The organism is Methylocella sp. (assembly GCA_037200525.1).
GTDB lineage: Bacteria > Pseudomonadota > Alphaproteobacteria > Rhizobiales > Beijerinckiaceae > Methylocapsa.
The window spans coordinates 3,460,904-3,478,997 of the sequence record JBBCGG010000001.1 but is presented as its reverse complement, the minus strand read 5'-3'; the positions used below and the strand labels follow the sequence as shown (position 1 = coordinate 3,478,997).

At 61.4% G+C, this 18,094-nt stretch carries 13 protein-coding genes; 11 read left to right on the top strand and 2 right to left on the bottom strand.

Features of this window, described 5'->3' with window-relative positions; translation table 11 throughout:
- Positions 1-128: 128 nt before the first annotated feature.
- Positions 129-764 carry a response regulator transcription factor gene (locus WDN46_17135; protein MEJ0095074.1) on the bottom strand — a complete coding sequence of 212 codons (636 nt, stop codon included), beginning with the start codon at positions 762-764 and terminating at the stop codon, positions 129-131.
- A complete protein-coding gene (locus tag WDN46_17130) occupies positions 761-2,167 on the bottom strand; it encodes an ATP-binding protein (GenBank protein ID MEJ0095073.1) in 1,407 nt (468 codons plus the stop codon). Before WDN46_17130 ends, WDN46_17135 begins: the two co-directional genes overlap by 4 nt.
- A 617-nt stretch (positions 2,168-2,784) precedes the next feature.
- Between WDN46_17130 and WDN46_17125 the strand changes: the two genes are divergently transcribed.
- The 11 genes from WDN46_17125 to WDN46_17075 all read left to right on the top strand — a co-directional run bounded on the left by WDN46_17125 (position 2,785) and on the right by WDN46_17075 (position 18,063).
- The gene (locus WDN46_17125; GenBank protein MEJ0095072.1) at positions 2,785-4,344 is read left to right on the top strand and encodes a tetratricopeptide repeat protein; all 1,560 of its coding nucleotides are present in this window, start codon (positions 2,785-2,787) and stop codon (positions 4,342-4,344) included.
- Positions 4,345-4,370: 26 nt separating this feature from the next.
- Positions 4,371-5,128, top strand: a protein-coding gene (locus WDN46_17120; GenBank protein MEJ0095071.1) for an IS5 family transposase whose coding sequence is annotated in 2 segments (ribosomal slippage) — positions 4,371-4,710 and positions 4,710-5,128 — 759 coding nt in all. Because the reading frame shifts where the segments join, the coding sequence is not laid out codon by codon here.
- Between the two features lie 864 nt (positions 5,129-5,992).
- Positions 5,993-6,397 carry a FixH family protein gene (locus WDN46_17115; GenBank protein ID MEJ0095070.1) on the top strand — a complete coding sequence of 135 codons (405 nt, stop codon included), beginning with the start codon at positions 5,993-5,995 and terminating at the stop codon, positions 6,395-6,397.
- On the top strand, positions 6,394-7,698 hold the full coding sequence (locus WDN46_17110; GenBank protein MEJ0095069.1) for a TolC family protein: 1,305 nt from the start codon (positions 6,394-6,396) through the stop codon (positions 7,696-7,698). The genes WDN46_17115 and WDN46_17110 overlap by 4 nt, the downstream gene beginning before the upstream one ends.
- Positions 7,695-9,149, top strand: a complete 1,455-nt coding sequence (locus WDN46_17105) for an efflux RND transporter periplasmic adaptor subunit (protein MEJ0095068.1) — start codon at positions 7,695-7,697, stop codon at positions 9,147-9,149. The genes WDN46_17110 and WDN46_17105 overlap by 4 nt, the downstream gene beginning before the upstream one ends.
- Entirely contained in the window at positions 9,146-12,319 is a 3,174-nt protein-coding gene (locus tag WDN46_17100; GenBank protein MEJ0095067.1) for an efflux RND transporter permease subunit, read from the top strand. Before WDN46_17105 ends, WDN46_17100 begins: the two co-directional genes overlap by 4 nt.
- 145 nt (positions 12,320-12,464) lie before the next feature.
- The gene (locus WDN46_17095) at positions 12,465-13,691 is read left to right on the top strand and encodes an anion transporter (protein ID MEJ0095066.1); all 1,227 of its coding nucleotides are present in this window, start codon (positions 12,465-12,467) and stop codon (positions 13,689-13,691) included.
- Positions 13,673-14,062, top strand: coding sequence for a septum formation initiator family protein (locus WDN46_17090; protein ID MEJ0095065.1), 390 nt, complete (start codon positions 13,673-13,675; stop codon positions 14,060-14,062). Before WDN46_17095 ends, WDN46_17090 begins: the two co-directional genes overlap by 19 nt.
- 149 nt (positions 14,063-14,211) lie before the next feature.
- The gene (gene pdhA, locus WDN46_17085) at positions 14,212-15,246 is read left to right on the top strand and encodes a pyruvate dehydrogenase (acetyl-transferring) E1 component subunit alpha (GenBank protein ID MEJ0095064.1); all 1,035 of its coding nucleotides are present in this window, start codon (positions 14,212-14,214) and stop codon (positions 15,244-15,246) included.
- Between the two features lie 41 nt (positions 15,247-15,287).
- The gene (locus WDN46_17080) at positions 15,288-16,685 is read left to right on the top strand and encodes a pyruvate dehydrogenase complex E1 component subunit beta (protein MEJ0095063.1); all 1,398 of its coding nucleotides are present in this window, start codon (positions 15,288-15,290) and stop codon (positions 16,683-16,685) included.
- A gap of 55 nt (positions 16,686-16,740) precedes the next feature.
- Positions 16,741-18,063, top strand: coding sequence for a pyruvate dehydrogenase complex dihydrolipoamide acetyltransferase (locus WDN46_17075; protein ID MEJ0095062.1), 1,323 nt, complete (start codon positions 16,741-16,743; stop codon positions 18,061-18,063).
- The last annotated feature ends 31 nt before the right edge of the window (positions 18,064-18,094 follow it).

Below are 18,094 nucleotides of genomic sequence, written 5' to 3'. Positions count from 1 at the left end.
GAGCGGCAGATCGGCGCAAGACAATCCTCGCCTTTAGAACCCCTTACACCGTCGAGTTGCGAGGGCGCTAGGATCCGGCGCGTATCAAAGGCCGGCCAGCCGGCTACGCCGCCGCGGGCGCCCAAACGTCATGACCCCGATTTCAGCTCCACAGCGAATTTAATCAGCGCCGAACTCGTTGGAATTCTCAACTTCTGTTTGATGACGGTGACGGCGTTGGCGACGGTCTTGTAGCCAAGGACGAGCTGAACCGAAATCTCCGTTAAACTTTTGCCCTCGCCCAGAAGGGCTATGATCTGTCGTTCCCTGTCGTTCAATTCGCGCAGAGGACCGTTGGTCCGCGCCAGACTATTCATCGCAAGGTTCTGAGCAACCGCTTGGCCGAGGTAGATGGACCCAGCGCGAACCTTGTCAATTGCCTGGAGGATCGTGTTCGGATCATCGTTCTTGGTGGTATAGCCTGCCGCGCCCTTTTCCAGCGCTAAGGTCACAAAACTGGTTGCTTCATACATCGTGAAGATGACGACCTTGACTTGCTCATTGTCAGCCATAAGCTCCGATATAATGTCGAAGCCGCTTGCGTCGGGCAGCCCCACATCCAGCAGAATCACATCGGGAAGAAATTCCCGGTTCAGGGCAATTCCGATCGCGGCGGACATCGCTTCTTTGACGATAAAATCGGCGCGGCGACTGAGAATGCGCTGACAGCCATCCCATACGATCGGGTGATCTTCGATCACCAGCACTTTCACCTGATCGCTCATGCCTCAAGATCCTCAGGATTCGAATAAACCGGCCATATTGTTTGAGTTGGTGATCCAGCCAGGGGGATGATTGCTTCTATCAAGGTTCCCGCATGCGGTCCGTTGCCGATAGTGAGCCGCCCGCCGAGCTTGCGCACGCGTTCGCTCATTCCAAGAAGACCAAATCCGAATCGCAAATCTGGCGGAAGCCCGATCCCATCGTCCTCAATCGAGACTTGGATGCAATGGATATCGTGTTCGGCTGCCGCGCCCTCTTTGGGACCAAGCCATTGCACGGCGACTCGAACGAATTGTGCTTTTGCATGACGCGCCACATTCGTCAGGCATTCCTGCACTATGCGGTACGTCGCCAAACTGACGTCCTCGCTCAAAGCGAGCCGGTCTTCCGGCAGATCAACATCGCACTCGACATCGCGGTGAGCGGCGCGCCACTGATTGACAAGATCGCCGATGGCGTTGACGAGCCCGATCTGATGAAGGATCAGGGGGCGAATGCGCTCGAGAATGCGGTAGTTCTGCTTTTGGATGGTATCGACCAGCGACGAGATGGCCGCAGCGCGAGTTACGATTTCCTGCATTCGTTCTTCATTCGCCTCCGATGAGGCGTCTTCGATAATGCAGGCGGCGCCGGCCCTAATGCCAAAAAGCGAAGCGCCGAATTCGTCGTGCAGTTCGCGCGCGAGCTCTTTGCGTTCAGCCTCCTGAATGGACATCAAGCGATCGATCAGCAGATGATTGTCGGCTTCCGTGCGGGCGAGGCTACGGGCAAGCCGGTTGAACTGCTCGCCGATGTCGCGCAGTTCAACAATTCGGATTTCGCCGAGATCGTCGAATTGTCCGCGTTGCAAACGGCCCAAACCGTCCATCAGATCATTCAATGGCTTCAGGGTTTGTCGCGCAGTTAGCGCAATCAAGCTCACGATCGATATTGAAACCGCGCCAAGCAATCCGGTCAGAAAGACGAGGCTTCCCCAAATTTCGGCTACTTCATCGGATGGGCGCGTCCACATGACGAGCTGGCCGGCTCTCCGGCCGTTGACAAAGACAGGATAGGATTTGACCAATTTTGGCGCTTGGAACAAATCCAAGAACCACTTTGGAGCCTCGGAATTTTGGGCGCTTGTCGGCGGCGCATCCAGCGCTTCGCCGGGGCTCGGCAGATAGCTGACGGAGATATGGCGGACCTTCGACAATTCGAGTTGCAGTTGCTTTAGCGCTTCTTCCGGATCTGGTGAAACGCTGACGTTGTCGAGCGCATATTCGATAAGCAGACTGCCAAGATTGACGCCCGAGGCGATTTCCGAATCGATGCGGCTTTTTGAATCATAAAGCGTGACGAAAATTGCAATGGCTATACCAAGGCCAAGAAGCGCCGTTGGAATAAGAATGAGCCGCGTTCGCATAGAGGCGCGGGTTCGGAGGAAATTCGACATCTACAATTACAATCTCTTTTGCCGGAGCCGCTCACTACGCAGCAATGGGCATCCTGCGGCATCTAGCCTAGATCGCACAAGAAAGAAAAACTCCCGAAATATCAGGATAAAATCCATGAGTGTATGGAGTAATTGCCGAGTATTATAGAATAGGTACTATATATCGGCCGGTTCCTTGTGATCGATATTGACGGCAAGCCTGATGTTCTTCGTCAGCGCTGCCAAAAATTGTCCAGGCGCTCGACCTGATAGACCCCGACAATACAGTGCAGGTCTGGTCTTACGATAAAGGCGCCGATCGCGATCTCGAAATCGGTCCGACCGAAAGCCCGGAAATGGGCGCGAGATTGTCTCTTGACGGTTTTTGTCATATCGCCAACCGGAGCGCGCGGCGACGGCTTCACGCTACTTCCCAAAGGCCTACGCCCCGAACTTTCGCTGTAAGGGAGCGGCATCGTACGTCATTGCAATCGCCGCGTGGATTGAGCGAAATCTTTGCGTGAAAGGCTCTTCGTTTGGTTTTATTTGAAGCGGCCCGATAAGCATTCCTTATGAAAACGCCGGACAATCACAGAAGGAGTATTGGCATGTCTCTCAGGTTTGGCTTGGCGCTGCTCTGGACCATGGCGATCTGGTTCCCGGTGCCAGCCTTGGCGGATGACGCAAGCGTCTGCGGCTCCAACGCCTTGCCCGCTGATGCGACATTGGCCGCCTGCACGAATCTGATTGCATCGGGGAAGATTTCCGGCAAGGGCCTTGCAGTCGTGTTCGGCAATCGCGGCGCCGTCTACGAGAGCAAGGGTGATCATGACCGCGCCATCGCGGATTTCGGCGAAGCGATCCGCCTCGATCCGAATAATGCCGCCGCATTCATCAACCGCGGCGTCACATTCAGAGCCAAAGGCGACCACGACCGCTCTATCGCCGACTTCGGCGAGGCGATCCGAATTAATCCAAGCAATCCTGCCGCATTCATCAACCGCGGCGTCGCATTCGAAGCCAAGGGCGACCACGATCGCGCCATCGCTGATTACAGCGAAGCGATCCGTCTCAACCCGAGCGACGCCATCGCATTCGAGAACCGCGGCATCGCCTATAAAGCAAAAAATGATCTCGATCACGCCGTCGCCGACTACAGTGAAGCCATCCGTCTCAAACCGAATTACGCAATTGCGCTGAAGAACCGCGCCATTGCTTACAAGGCGAAAGGCGATCTTGATCGCGCCATCGCCGACTACGGCGAAGCGATCCGCCTCAATCCCAATGACCCCTTTGCGCTGAAGAACCGCGGCGTCGCCTACAAGGCAAAGGGCGATCTTGATCGCGCCATCGCCGACTACAGCGAAACGATCCGCCTTGACCCTAAAGACGTCATCGCGTTCGAAAATCGCGGCGTCGCCTACAAGGCAAAGGGCGATCTTGATCGCGCCATCGCCGATTACAACGAAGCTCTCCGCCTTGATCCCAGGGCGACCGTCGCATTTGATAACCGCGGCCTCGCCTACAAGGCAAAGGGCGATTTAGATCGCGCCGTCGCCGACTTCAGCGAGGCGATTCGCCTCGATCCGAAGGACGCCGTGGCGTTTGATAACCGCGGCGCCGCTTATGAAGCCAAAGGCGACTATGACCACGCCATCGCCGACTTCAGCGACGCGATTCGCCTCAACCCGAATTATGCGACCGCATTCATCGGTCGCGGCATAGCATACGCGGCCGGCGGCGATCACGACCGCGCCATCTCCGATTACAGCGAGGCTATCCGCCTGGATCCGAAGGAGGCCATAGCGTTCGATAACCGCGGCGTCGCCTATGAGGCCAAGGGCGATCATGACCACGCCATCGCCGACTTCAACGATGCGATCCGTCTCAATCCGAATAACGCGGTCGCATTCATCAGTCGCGGCGTCGCCTACGCAGCGAATGGCGATCACGACCGCGCCATAGCCGATTATAACGAAGCTATCCGCCTCAATCCGAATGACGGCGATGCATTCCTCAACCGCGGCGTCGCCTATAAGGCAAAAGGCGATATCGATAGAAGCGCAAGCGATTTTCTCGAGGCGAAGCGCCTAAATCCGAAAGACCGCGCCAGCGGCGTCCCTAGGGCCCAGACCCATAAAATGGTTGGCGTGACAGGCGGATTGTGATTCACAGCTTCCGAAAGGAAGCGACTATGAATCGGGATCAATTCTGGCTGACGGACGCGCAGTTCGCGAAGATCGCGCCGCATCTTCCCACGGACACGCGCGGCAAGGCGCGCGTCGATGATCGCCGGGTGATCAGCGGGATCATTCATGTGCTGAAATCTGGCGGACGCTGGATTGACGCGCCGCTGGAGTACGGGCCAAAGAAGACTCTCTACAATCGCTACGTTCGCTGGGCTGCTAAGGGCGTTTGGATCGATCTGTTCCACGCGCTTGCGCAAGCAGGCGGGCCGCCGGCGCAGGTCCTCATCGACTCCTCGGCGGTCAAGGCGCATCGCTCGGCCAGTGGCGGCAAAGGGGGGAGAAGAATCAGGCCATCGGCCGTTCGCGCGGCGGGCGCACAACCAAAATCCACGCATTGACCGATGCGGACTGCCGCCCGCTGTCTTTCATGCTCACCGGCGGCCAAATCGCCGATTGCTCGGCGGGCGCGGAGCTTATCGCGCGACTTCCTCCTTGCGAAATCCTCCATGGCGACAAGGGCTACGACGCAAATGCGATCCGTCGGCAGGTCGAGGAGCGCGGAGCTATGCCGAATATCCCGCCCAAGGCCAATCGCAGGTGGAAGAACTGCTTCTCGCCCTTCCTCTATCGAAACCGCAACGCCATCGAACGCATGTTCTGCCGCCTGAAAGACTTCAGGCGCGTGGCTACCCGCTACGACCGAAACGCCATAAACTTCCTCGCGACAGTCTGCATCGCCGCTACCGTTTGCTACTGGTTGTGAGTCTGGACCCTAATCCTGCTGTGACTGCGCCAGCGCAATAATGCGTTTGCTGTCTTGATGCGCCAAGAACGCTCAAGGCGTCATCGCCAGCCGCTGGCTTGAAATGGCCATACTTGGCGGCGCGCGGACGAAGAACTTTTCGTCATAAGGAAATATAGACAATACAGCGCTGCCCCAAAGGCGACGGTCGCGGCGCAGCGCCAATGGATGGCGAGCATCAGCATTGAATTAGCTGCCTGCGCCACCATCTCATTTGCGGATGCCCGCGCCTGTCCATAACCGTGGCGCGGTGGCGACGCCATTCTTCTGGCGGAGCGGCCAGAGCTATCTTGCATAACCGGGACAAATCTGGGATTGGTTGAGCTATGAAGATCTGGATATGTCTGCGTCTTGCAGCGACAGCCTTGGTGATGATCGGCTTTTTAGCTGGTCCATTTGCTCGCCCGTCAATGGCGGCAGGGGGTGCTGTCCACTGCATGGCGGGCATGGCATCGAGCGCGGCGTCTGTTTTGATCCATGAAGGCTCGTCGTCGAAGACGACGCCCGATTGCTGCGGAAAGAGTTGCCCTCTCCAGGCTCTATGTGTTTCCGCGTTCTGGATCGCCGAACCGGCCTTAGATGCGGCGGCGGTGACTCGCATGCCGGCGAAGTTGGCGGCTTTGGAATTCGAAGCCATTTTGAAGGACGGCCGGTCGCTGCCGCCGTCGCCTCCTCCTCCTCGATCCTGATTCCATTGACCGGCGTTTAGCCGGTCGGGGCTGACGCATGGCTCGCGCCGGCGCACGGCCCTGATTCCGTCGATGCTTGCGACGGAAGCGCTGCCCATTGGGCAATCTGGAATCAAGGATTTAAGGAAACAACATCATGTCGGCTTCCATGTTGAAGCGCGTCGCTGTGGCGGCGTCGAGTGCGCTTGTCTTGATCGGGTCGACAGCCCTCAGCCGCGCAGACATCAAGGATTACGAATTTCAACTCGTGAATAAGGACATCAAGAAAGGAGAGGCGATCCTGTCGGTGCGGCTCGTCCACAAGCCTGATGGGAAGGCCGTTCCCGACGCAGTCATCTTCGCAACCCGGCTCGATATGGCCCCCGAGGGCATGCAGGAAATGACGACGAAGGTGACGCCGGCGCCAAGCGCGGAGCCGGGGATCTACCAGTTCAAGGCGGATGTCAGCATGGCCGGCAGCTGGCAGCTTTCGCTGGGAGCCAAAGTCCAGGGCGAGACTGGAACGGTCGAGAGCAAGCTCGTTCTCGAGGCCGCGCCGTGATCCTCCGCGCGAGTCGCCCGAGCCTGCTCGTATGGTCGGCCCCGGCCATCGGGCGCCTTTTCGTCGGAGCCATGCTGTCGATCGGATCGGCGGAGGGAGCCTCCGCCCAATCCAAACCGGTTTCCCTCGGCGCGGACGTCAAGGGGCTGCTGGCGGCGGCTCACAGGCTCAGCCCGCAATTGCGGGCGGCCTCCCTCGAAACCGCCGCCGCTTCGGCGAAGGCGGAGGGCGCGGGAGCGCTGGACGATCCGACCATCACCGACAGCTATCAATATTACAAAAATCCAGGCGTGTTCAGCGCCCATACGGTGATGGTGACCCAGTTCCTCCCGCTGTGGGGCAAGCTCGACCTGCGCCGGGAGGCGGCGTTCGCGGACGTCGACGCCGCGCGCGGACGCGAACGGGCGGCGCAAGATGCGCTCGATGAGCGCATCAAGGTCGCCTACGCCCAATACTATTTGGCGACCCGCGACATCGCCGTGAACCGCGAGGTCGCGGGTCTTGCGGAGCAAATGAGCGCCGCCGCCAGCGCACGCTACAGCCAGCCCAGCGGAGACCAAGCCGGCGGAGACCAGGCGGGGGTGATCCGGGCGCTTGGGGAAGCAACGACCGCCAAGATCGAGGCGGCGCGGCTCGAGGGCGAAGTCAACGCAGCTCGCGCCCGTCTCAACGCATTGGTGGCGCAGCCCGCGGATTCGCCGCTCGCGGAGCCGCGGCTTCTGCGATCGATGCCGTCGCCGGAGCCGCGGCCTGGTGCGCTGCTCGATCGCGCGCGCGCCGCCAATCCCATGCTGTCGGCCGGCGCCGCCGATATCGCCGCGGCGCGCACGCGCAGCGCGCTCGCGGATAAAGCCTGGTATCCGGACTTGACCGTCGGCGCAGGCCCCTTGATTCAAACCAACAATCGGCCGGTCGGGGGCGCCGCCACGGTCGGGCTCAACATTCCGCTGCCCTGGGGACGCGAGGCGTCTGGACAGCAGGAAGCCGCGGCAAAGCTCGGAGCTACCCAGCAGGCCTATGACGCGACGCGGCTCGAGATCGAAGGCGCTCTGGGTGAGGCGCTCGCAAAGCTGCACGCGGCGCGAAGCGCCGAAGCGCTGATCCGTCGGGAGGCGCTGCCCCAGGCGCATGCAACCTTTCAGACCGTTCTTGCGAACTATAGTCAGGGCAAGGGCGAACTCGAAGCCGCCATTGCCGCCGAGCATCGGATTCACGAGGCGGAGCTCACGCTTCTGCAGACCCAATTGGAGGAGCAAGTGGAGCTTGCCGCGATTGAACGGCTGATCGGGGGCGAGCTGTGACCCGCTCAAGCGTCTTGGCGCTGCTCGCCGCGCTTGCGGGGGCGGGAGCTTGGGTTGGCTGGCAAAAGCCGAGCGCGATGGCGACAGACGCCGCCGCCGCCGAGCCCATGCGGGCGCCGCTCTTCTATCAAGACCCGGATGGCAAACCGTTCTATGCCGCCGAGCCGAAGAAGACCGGCGACGGGCGCGATTACGCGCCGGCGTTCGAGGACAAGGCCGCGTCGGACGACGCCGTCCCGCCGGCGTCGCCCGCCAAGGCGTCCGGCGAGGGTCACCGCATTCGCTATTATCGCAACCCGATGGGCCTGCCCGACACCTCTCCGGGGCCGAAGAAAGACTCCATGGGGATGGATTACATCCCGGTCTACGCCGATGAAGGCGCGCAAGGCGACGCGCCCGGGACGGTTCGCATCACGCCGGGCCGCATGCAGACCCTCGGCGTGCGCACAGAACTCGTCGAGCTCAGTCCCGCCTTGGTTAGCACGGTGCAGGCAACCGGCTATCTGCAATTCGATGAACGTCATCTCGCGATGGTCACGACGAAAGTTTCCGGCTGGCTCGAACATCTCGATGTCGCCGCGACCGGCGACTCCGTCAGGCGTGGCGTGGCGATGGCCGAGATCTACTCGCCGGAGCTGGTGGCGTCCGAACAGGAATATATCGCCGCCGCCCAAATGGGCCGCGCGATGGGCCACGGCGATCCGGGCGCCTTAGCCGCCGCAGCCATCCAGCGCCTGCGCGCGCTCGATGTTCCCGAGAACGAGATCGCCAGGCTGCGCCGCACCGGCGTCGCCGCTCGCCGAATAACGATCCGCGCCGCGGAGGACGGGATCGTCATCGACAAGCCGGCGCAGGAGGGCATGCGCGTCGAACCCGGCGAGGCGCTCTATAAAACCGCCAGCCTCGCGTCCCTGTGGCTGATCGCCGAGGTGCAGGAACAGGATATCGGCGCCATCAAGCCTGGAGAGAAGGCGCGCGCGAATTTCGTCTCCTTTCCGGGCCGGACGTTCGAGGGAACGGTGGACTTCATCTACCCATCCCTGACGCCGGAGACGCGGACCGGGCGGGTGCGCATCGCGATGCCGAACGCTGACCTCGCCTTGCGCGCTTCCATGTACGCCAGCGTGCAGATTGACTCGCCGGCCGGCGGCGAGCCGATGCCGACCGTGCCCGATTCCGCCGTGCTCGATACCGGGGCCAAGCAAATCGTGCTGGTCGATCGAGGCGAGGGTCGCTTCGAGCCGCGCGCGGTGAAGCTCGGCGCGCGCTCCAGCGACCGCGTGCAGGCGCTCGAAGGCGTCAAGGTCGGCGAGCGCGTGGTGGTCGGCGCTAACTTCCTGATCGACGCCGAGAGCAACTTGCGAGCCGCCCTGCAGGGTTTTTCCACCGGCAACGACTCCGAGCAAGGGTCGCCCAAATCAGAGATGCAAAAACCAGGAGCCGCGCAATGATCGGTCGCCTCATTGAACTTTGCGCCCGCAACAAAATGCTGGTGCTGCTCGCCACGCTGATCCTGGTCGGCGTCGGGGTGTGGTCGGTCGCCAACACGCCGCTCGATGCGCTGCCGGACCTCTCCGATACGCAGGTCATCGTCTATACCGAGTATCCGGGTCAGGCGCCGCAGGTCGTCGAGGATCAGGTCACCTATCCGCTGACCACCGCGCTGCTTGCCGTGCCGCACGCCAAAGTGGTGCGCGGCTTCTCCGATTTCGGCCTGTCCTTCGTCTATGTGGTGTTCGACGACGGGACCGATCTTTATTGGGCGCGCTCGCGCGTCCTCGAGTATCTCAACTTCGCGGCCAAGCGTCTGCCGGAGGGCGTGACGCCGGCGTTGGGTCCGGACGCAAGCGGCGTCGGCTGGGTTTACGAATATGTCGTGCTCGGGGCGCAGCGGACCCTCGCCGAACTGCGCAGCATAGAGGACTGGATCGTTCGCTATCAGCTCGTGACCGCCAAAGGCGTCGCCGAGGTTGCGAGCGTCGGCGGGTTCGAGAAGCAATATCAGGTTGTCGTCGATCCCCGCAAGCTGCAAGCCTATGGCGTCTCGCTCGATGGCGTGTCCGACGCTGTTCGCGCAAGCAACCGCGACGTCGGCGGCCGCACGATTGAAATGAGCGAAACCGAATACATGATTCGCGGCCGCGGTTATCTGCGAGGCTTGCAAGATCTCGAAAACGTGGTGCTGAAAGCCGACCCGAACGGGTCCGGCGCGCCGGTCATGCTGAAGGATGTGGCGAGAATCCAGATTGGCCCCGACGAGCGGCGCGGCATCGCCGAGATGGACGGGACGGGAGAGGTCGTGGGCGGCATAGCCCTGAAGCGCGACGGCGCGGATGCGCTGACGACGATCGACAACATCAAAAGCAAGCTTGACGAGTTGAAGCCGGGTTTGCCCGAGGGCGTGTCAATCCAGCCGGTGTATGACCGCTCGCAGCTCATCGACGGCGCGATCCACACGCTCAAGCACACTCTGGTTGAGGAAAGTCTGATCGTCGCCGCAGTGTGCGTCATCTTCCTATTGCACTTCCGCAGCGCGCTGGTGGCGATCCTGACGCTGCCGATCGGCATCCTCATCGCCTTCACGGGCATGCATGCGCTCGGCATCGGCTCCAACATCATGAGCCTTGGCGGCATCGCAATTGCGCTCGGCGCCATGGTGGACGCCGCGATCGTGATGATCGAGAACGCCCACAAGCATGTGGAGCGGCTGAAGCCCGGCGAGCCGCGCGGCCCGGCTCTGATCGCCGCGGCGAAGGAGGTCGGCCCCTCGCTGTTTTTTAGCCTGCTGGTGATCGTCGCCGCCTTCCTGCCGGTCTTTGCGCTCGAGGATCAGGAAGGCCGGCTGTTCAAACCGCTCGCCTATACCAAGACGTTCGCGATGGCGGGCGGCGCCATCCTGTCGATCACCTTGGTGCCTGTGCTGATGCTCTACTTCGTGCGCGGCCGCATCATCCCCGAGGCGAAGAACCCCATTAATCGGGCGCTGATCTGGATCTATCGCCCGGTGATCCGCCTCGTGCTCCGCGTTCCAGTCCTCACCGTGATCGCCGCCATCGCCGTGCTCGCGGTCACGGTCCAGCCGGCTTCGCAGCTCGGCAGCGAGTTCATGCCGAGTCTCAACGAAGGCACGTTGATGTTCATGCCGGTGACGCTGCCGGGGCTCTCGGTGACGAAGGCGGCGGAGCTCCTGCAAACGCAGGATCGCATCATCAAATCGTTCCCGGAAGTCGCATCGGTGTTCGGCAAAGCCGGTCGCGCGATGACCGCGACCGACCCGGCGCCGGTCGAGATGAGCGAGACAATCGTCAACCTCAAGCCCGAGAGCGAGTGGCCGGCCGGAATGACGATTGACAAACTCATCGCCCAGATGAATGCGGCCTTGCAGCTTCCCGGCGTCAGCAACGCCTGGACCATGCCGATCAAGGCCCGCATCGATATGCTGTCCACCGGCATCCGCACGCCAGTCGGGGTGAAGGTGTTTGGCCCGGACTTGCGTGAGTTGGACCGGCTTGCGGCCGAAATCGTGCAGGTGGTTCACGCCGTGCCGGGCACGACGAGCGCTTTCGCCGAAAAGCAGCAAGGCGGCCACTATGTGGAGATCGAGCCGAACCGCGAAGGCGCCGCGCGCTACGGCCTATCGGTGGATGACATACAGAAGGTGGTCGCCGCGGCGCTCGGCGGCGAGACGGTGACGACCACAGTTGAAGGACGCGAGCGTTATGGCGTGAATGTTCGCTATCCGCGCGCGCTCCGCGACGATCCAGAGGCGATCGCGAACCAGGTGCTCGTGCCCACGAAGAGCGGCGCGATGATTCCGTTGGGTCAGATCGCCAAGGTGCGGGTCACCATGGGTCCTCCCAGCATCCGCACCGAGAACGCCCAGCCCGTGGCCTACATCTACGTGGATTTGCAAGGCCGCGATCTCGGCGGATACGTCTCTGAGGCGTCTCGAAAGGTGGCGTCGCAGGTTAAAATGCCGCCCGGTTATCATGTCGAATGGAGCGGCCAGTTCGAATATCTGCAGCGCGCCGCGGCCAAGCTGCGAGTTGTGATCCCGGCGACGCTCGTCGTCATCCTGGTTCTGCTCTACCTCAACTTCGGACGCATTGCCGAGACGCTGATCGTGATGCTCTCCGTGCCCTTCGCGCTCGTTGGCGGCATCTGGCTGATGTGGTGGCTGGACTACAACTTTAGCGTCGCGGTCGCGGTCGGGTTCATCGCGCTGGCGGGCGTGGCGGCGGAAACAGGCGTGGTGATGCTGATCTACCTCGACCATGCGCTGAGCGAAATCCGGCAACAACGGCTGCTGCAAGGCGCGGCGCTCACCCGCGCCGATCTTCAGGCTGCGATCATGGAAGGCGCCGTCGAGCGCGTGCGGCCGAAAATGATGACCGTCGTGGCGATCATGGCCGGACTGCTGCCGATCCTCTGGAGCACGGGTACGGGCTCCGAAGTCATGCGGCGCATCGCCGTTCCTATGGCCGGGGGGATGATATCGTCCACCCTCCTCACCCTGCTCGTCATTCCGGCGATCTTCGCGATCGTCAAGGGATGGCGGCTGCCTCACGCCGCGAAAGCGGTCGTCCCCTCGCGCGAACAGGCGCCGTTGCCGGCCGAGTGAAAAAGCGCGCCATCCTGTTGCCGGTACTTGTCCCGTGAGCTGTGGCGGCCTGCGGATTTCTCCTCTATCTTCGGGGGATGTCTGAAACGCTCGATCTCGATCGGCGCCAGGCCGGCAAAGCCGTGGCGCCGGCGCGGTGAATTTTATGCCGCTCGATTGGCGGATGATCGCGACCATCGCGAGCTTCCTGGCGACTTTAGCGGGCATCGCCGCCGGGCGGGCGCCGTTGCTGCGGACCGACCGGGCGGGGATTGCGCTCATCGGCGCCGCCCTCATGGTCGCAGTCGGGCCGCTTAGCTTCGAAGATGCGCTGAAGTCGGTCAATCTCGACACGATCACTCTGCTTTTGGGTATGATGATTATTGTCGCTCATCTGCGCGTCTCGGGTTTCTTCGAGCTTGCCGGCAGGTTCGCCATCAAGCGCGCGCGCGGGCCGCTGGCATTGCTGGCGGCGATCATCGCCGTAACCGGCTTTTTCTCCGCCTTCCTCGTCAATGATGCGATATGCCTCGTGATGGCGCCGCTCGTCATTGAGGTCACGCGCATCTTGCGGCGCGACCCCGTCCCTTATCTGCTTGCCGTCGCAATGGCGTCGAATGCGGGCAGCGTCGCCACCTTTACCGGCAACCCGCAGAATATGATCATCGGCGTTGCGTCGCATATCCCCTATGCGCAATTTGCGATGCAGCTCGCGCCGACGGCCGCCGTCGCCCTTGCGCTGGCATTTTGCCTCATTGCGCTTGCGCATCGCGGAGAGTTCTCGAGGGCCTTTGAAGCCAATGTCGGGATGCCGCGGCCACGCGTCCATCCTTGGCAGATCGGCAAATCCGCCCTAGTGGCCGTTGGCGTCGTCGTTGGCTTTTTCGCCGGCGTTCCGGTCGCCGAGGCGGCAATTATTGGGGGCTCGCTGCTCCTTGCGTCGCGTACGATCAAGCCGCAAAAAATCTACGCCGGAATTGACGGCGGCCTCCTGCTGATGTTCGCCGGCCTATTCATTGTCGTCGCCGAAGCGGAAAAAGCCATTTTGACGCCGGAAGCGATGGCGGCGGTAGGGCGGCTGCATCTGGACAATGCCTGGATCCTCGCCGGCGTGACCGGCGTTCTGTCAAATCTCGTCAGTAACGTTCCAGCCGTCTTGGTCCTGCAACCCTTGGTTAACGGCTTGTCGGATTCGACCCAAGCTTGGTTGGTCGTCGCCATGAGCTCGACGCTCGCCGGAAATCTCACCCTGCTTGGGTCCATCGCCAATCTTATCGTGGCTGAACGGGCGAGGCGGGCTGGCGTGGCGATTTCCTTCTTTGCCTATTTGAAGGTTGGGCTGCCTCTGACTTTGCTCAGTCTCGCTTTCGGAGCTTGGCGCCTCGCGCACTGAAGCTCTGCTTTAATTCATTGCTAACCTCGATCGGCGACCATCGCCGGATGGTCATTCGTAGGCGCGCGCGTGCAATTCTGTTTCCTCTTTGTCTCTACTGCGTCTCGGGCGCGGCTGGCGGCTATTTCGTTTGGCACGCCATGAACGGCGAGCGCGGTTTGAAGACGCAGGACGAATATCAGCTGAAAATCGCCGGATTGAGCAAGGAATTGGATGGCCTCAAGGCGGACCGCGCCTTGTGGCAACACAGGATTGAATTGATGAGGGGTGCGGTGCTTGACCGCGACCTGCTCGACGAGCAAGCCCGCAGCCTTCTCGGACGGGCCGACAAGAATGATCTCATCGTATTTCTGCCAAAAACCGCTCAGTAAGGCTGTCGGGGCGCCGGTCGTAGCCAGCTAAACCTTTGCATTATTGCCTGTTTCGCTACCGCTCCGTTTAGGGCTCGCTTTTGGTCGACAGCTGCGCTAATTCTTCGGCGACTCTTCTGACCGCTGCGCCGATCGCAAAGAGGCTCTTCATGACCGATGCATCCCCCTCCATCCGCGGCGAGACCGCGCCGCGGAAAGCGTCCAGCGCGCCTGCGACCCCTGCGCCTTTCACCAAAGAGGAGGAGTTGAAGGCCTATCGCAACATGCTTTTAATTCGGCGCTTCGAGGAAAAGGCCGGGCAGCTGTATGGCATGGGCCTCATCGGCGGATTTTGCCATCTTTATATCGGCCAGGAGGCTGTGGTCGTCGGCGTCATGATGATCGCCAAAGGGGGCGATCAGACCATTACCGGTTATCGCGACCATGGTCATATGCTCGCCTGCGGAATGGATCCCAAAGGCGTCATGGCTGAACTGACCGGGCGCAGAGGCGGCTTGTCGAAAGGCAAGGGCGGCTCGATGCATATGTTCTCGAAAAGCAGAAACTTTTACGGCGGACACGGCATCGTCGGGGCGCAGGTTCCGCTCGGCACGGGGCTTGCATTCGCCGATCGCTATCGCAACAATGGAAATGTCTCCTTCACCTATTTCGGCGATGGCGCCGCCAATCAAGGCCAAGTCTACGAGAGCTTCAACATGGCCGAACTCTGGAAGCTCCCGGCGGTCTATATTATTGAAAATAACCGCTATGCGATGGGCACTTCCGTGTCCCGGTCGTCAGCGCTGACGGATTTTTCCAAACGCGGCCAAAGCTTCAATATTCCGGGCGAGCAGGTTGATGGCATGGATGTCCGCGCCGTGAAGGCCGCCGCCGAACGCGCCGCTGAATGGTGCCGCGCCGGCAAGGGCCCGATCATCCTCGAAATGCAAACCTATCGCTATCGTGGACATTCGATGTCGGATCCGGCGAAATATCGGTCGAAGGAAGAAGTGCAGAAAATGCGCGACGAGCATGATCCGATCGAGCAGGTGCGGCTGCGCCTGCTTGGCGCTCATCAGGCCAGCGAGGACGAGCTGAAGGGAATCGACGCCGAAATTCGCGCGGTCGTCGCGGAGGCGGTCGATTTCGCCACGCATGACCCGGAGCCCGATCCCGCCGAATTGTGGACCGACATTCTCGTCTAAGCGGCTCTGGCGGCTTCAAGAATCGATTTTCGAGGAACTCTATGGCGACCAATATTCTCATGCCCGCGCTTTCGCCGACGATGGAGCAAGGCAAGCTCGCAAAGTGGCTGAAAAAGGAAGGCGACGCCGTGCGTTCTGGCGATATCCTCGCCGAGATCGAAACCGACAAAGCGACGATGGAGGTAGAGGCTGTCGATGAGGGCACCCTCGCCAAAATCCTGGTGCCGGATGGAACCGACAATGTCGCGGTGAATACGCCAATCGCCGTCATCGCCAGCGCTGGCGAAGACGCCTCGGCGGCGGCATCGCCTCCGCCCCGCGCCGCGCCCCCCGCCGGCAATGGCGCTGCTCCCGCCGCCGAACAGCCGCAGCCCCTCGCCAAAATGGGGACGGAAGCGCTTGCTGCGCCCGCGTCCGCCAAGGTTGACCGCGCCCCCGAATTTCCCGCTGGAACAGCTATGGTCACAATGACCGTGCGCGAGGCGTTGCGCGAGGCCATGGCCGAGGAAATGCGCCGCGACGACAGCGTCTTCATCATGGGCGAGGAGGTCGCCGACTATCAGGGCGCTTATAAAATCACGCAGGGGCTGCTGCAGGAATTCGGCGACAAACGCGTGGTCGATACGCCGATCACCGAACATGGCTTCGCCGGGCTTGGCGTTGGCGCCGCCATGGCTGGCCTCCGCCCCATCGTCGAATTCATGACGTTCAACTTCGCCATGCAGGCGATGGATCAAATCATCAACTCGGCCGCGAAGACGCTCTATATGTCGGGCGGTCAGATGGGTTGTCCGATCGTCTTCCGCGGCCCAAATGGCGCGGCCGCGCGGGTGGCGGCGCAACACAGCCAAGATTACGCGGCCTGGTTTTCCCATGTCCCTGGCCTACAGGTGGTTGCGCCCTATAGCGCCGCCGACGCCAAAGGGCTGCTGAAGAGCGCGATCCGCGACCCCAATCCGGTAATTTTCCTCGAAAATGAAATTCTCTACGGCCACAATTTCGAGGTTCCGAAGATCGATGATTTTCTGGTTCCGATCGGCAAGGGGCGCATCGCGCGGGCGGGTCGAGACGTCACCATCGTCTCCTTCAGCATAGGCATGGTCTATGCTCTCAAGGCCGCTGAAGAACTCGCTCAGGAAGGAATTGAGGCGCAGGTCATTGATCTGCGCACAATTCGCCCGATGGACAGCGCCCTGATCATTGAATCGGTGAAGAAGACCGGCCGCTGCGTCACCGTTGAGGAGGGCTGGCCGCAGAGCGGCGTCGGAGCCGAAATCATTGCGCTGTTAATGGAGAGCGCCTTCGATTATCTCGACGCGCCGGTGCTGCGCATAACCGGCAAGAACGTCCCCATGCCTTATGCCGCAAATCTTGAGAAGCTCGCGCTTCCAAATGTTGGCGAAGTCATCGCCGCGGCGAAGGCCGTGCTCTACCGTTAAGCCCGTGGCATAAGCAGATTTAACGTTAGCGTCCTGCTCGAAATGTGAGCCCACCATGCCTATCAACATCCTCATGCCCGCGCTTTCGCCAACTATGGAAAAAGGCAATCTCAGCCGTTGGCTGAAGAAGGAAGGCGACAAGGTTAAGTCCGGCGATATTCTCGCCGAAATCGAGACCGACAAGGCGACCATGGAGGTCGAAGCGGTCGATGAAGGCGTTCTCGCCAAGATTGTCGTTCCCGACGGAACCGCCGACGTCGCCGTCAATGACGTCATAGGCGTTATTGCGGGCGAGGGAGAGGATGCCTCGGCGGCATCGACAAAAGCGCCGTCGCCATCGGCTGCGGCCGCCCCTCCCGCAGCGGCTCCCGTCGCCGCGCCTTCGAGCGCCGCTGCGTCTCTGCCCTCAGCCGCGCCCAATTCTCTCAATGGGGAGGCTCGCGTTTTCGCCTCGCCGCTCGCCCGGCGCATCGCCAAGACATCGGGTCTCGATCTTGCGGCGATTGATGGGTCTGGCCCACATGGGCGGATCATCGAGCGCGACGTGAAGGCGGCGTTGGAGCGCAAGCCCGCGCAGACGGCAAAGGCGCCGGCGCCTCTGTCGGCGCCGTCGGCAGGCTCCGCGCCTGTCTCTGCGCCTTCCGACGAAAGCATCAAGAAATATTTTGCGACGGGCTCGTTCGAGGAAATTCCGCATGATTCGATGCGGAAAACCATCGCTCGGCGGCTCGTCGAAGCCAGCCAGACGATCCCGCATTTCTATCTTTCCGTCGACTGCGGGCTTGATGCTTTGCTCGCCTTGCGCGAGACGATCAACGCCGCCGCGCCGCGCGACAAAGACGGTAAGCCGACCTACAAAATCTCGGTCAATGATTTCATCATCAAGGCTTTGGCCTTAGCTTTGATCAGGGTCCCGGACGCCAACGTCACCTGGACCGAAGGCGCTATGCTGAAACACAAGCATGCGGACGTCGGCGTCGCGGTCTCGATCCCGGGCGGATTGATCACGCCGGTCATCCGCGCGGCCGAGGCCAAAACCTTGTCGATGATCTCCAACGAGATGAAGGACTATGCCGCGCGAGCGCGCGTCCGCAAGCTGAAGCCCGAGGAATATCAGGGCGGCTCCTCCGCCGTCTCGAACCTCGGCATGTTGGGGGTCAAGAGCTTCTCCGCCATCATCAATCCGCCGCACGCCTCGATCCTCGCCGTCGGCGCGGGCGAACAGGGCGTAATCGTTAAGGATGGCGCGCCGGCCGTCGCAACGCTGATGAGCGCGACTCTCTCGACCGATCACCGCGCGATCGACGGAGCCCTAGGCGCCGAATTGCTGGCGGCGTTCAAGAATTTGATCGAGCACCCAATGGGGATGCTGGTTTGAGCCGCTCGATCGCTGACCCCTCGCCACAAGG

What these genes read in the sequence shown, in the direction of transcription:
- WDN46_17075 (MEJ0095062.1), top strand. Translation starts at nt 16,741, where the DNA reads ATGCCTATCAACATCCTCATGCCCGCGCTTTCGCCAACTATGGAAAAA.
- WDN46_17115 (MEJ0095070.1), top strand. Translation starts at nt 5,993, where the DNA reads ATGTCGGCTTCCATGTTGAAGCGCGTCGCTGTGGCGGCGTCGAGTGCG.
- WDN46_17080 (MEJ0095063.1), top strand. Translation starts at nt 15,288, where the DNA reads ATGGCGACCAATATTCTCATGCCCGCGCTTTCGCCGACGATGGAGCAA.
- WDN46_17095 (MEJ0095066.1), top strand. Translation starts at nt 12,465, where the DNA reads ATGCCGCTCGATTGGCGGATGATCGCGACCATCGCGAGCTTCCTGGCG.
- WDN46_17125 (MEJ0095072.1), top strand. Translation starts at nt 2,785, where the DNA reads ATGTCTCTCAGGTTTGGCTTGGCGCTGCTCTGGACCATGGCGATCTGG.
- WDN46_17130 (MEJ0095073.1), bottom strand. Translation starts at nt 2,167, where the DNA reads ATGCGAACGCGGCTCATTCTTATTCCAACGGCGCTTCTTGGCCTTGGT.
- WDN46_17100 (MEJ0095067.1), top strand. Translation starts at nt 9,146, where the DNA reads ATGATCGGTCGCCTCATTGAACTTTGCGCCCGCAACAAAATGCTGGTG.
- WDN46_17135 (MEJ0095074.1), bottom strand. Translation starts at nt 764, where the DNA reads ATGAGCGATCAGGTGAAAGTGCTGGTGATCGAAGATCACCCGATCGTA.
- pdhA (MEJ0095064.1), top strand. Translation starts at nt 14,212, where the DNA reads ATGACCGATGCATCCCCCTCCATCCGCGGCGAGACCGCGCCGCGGAAA.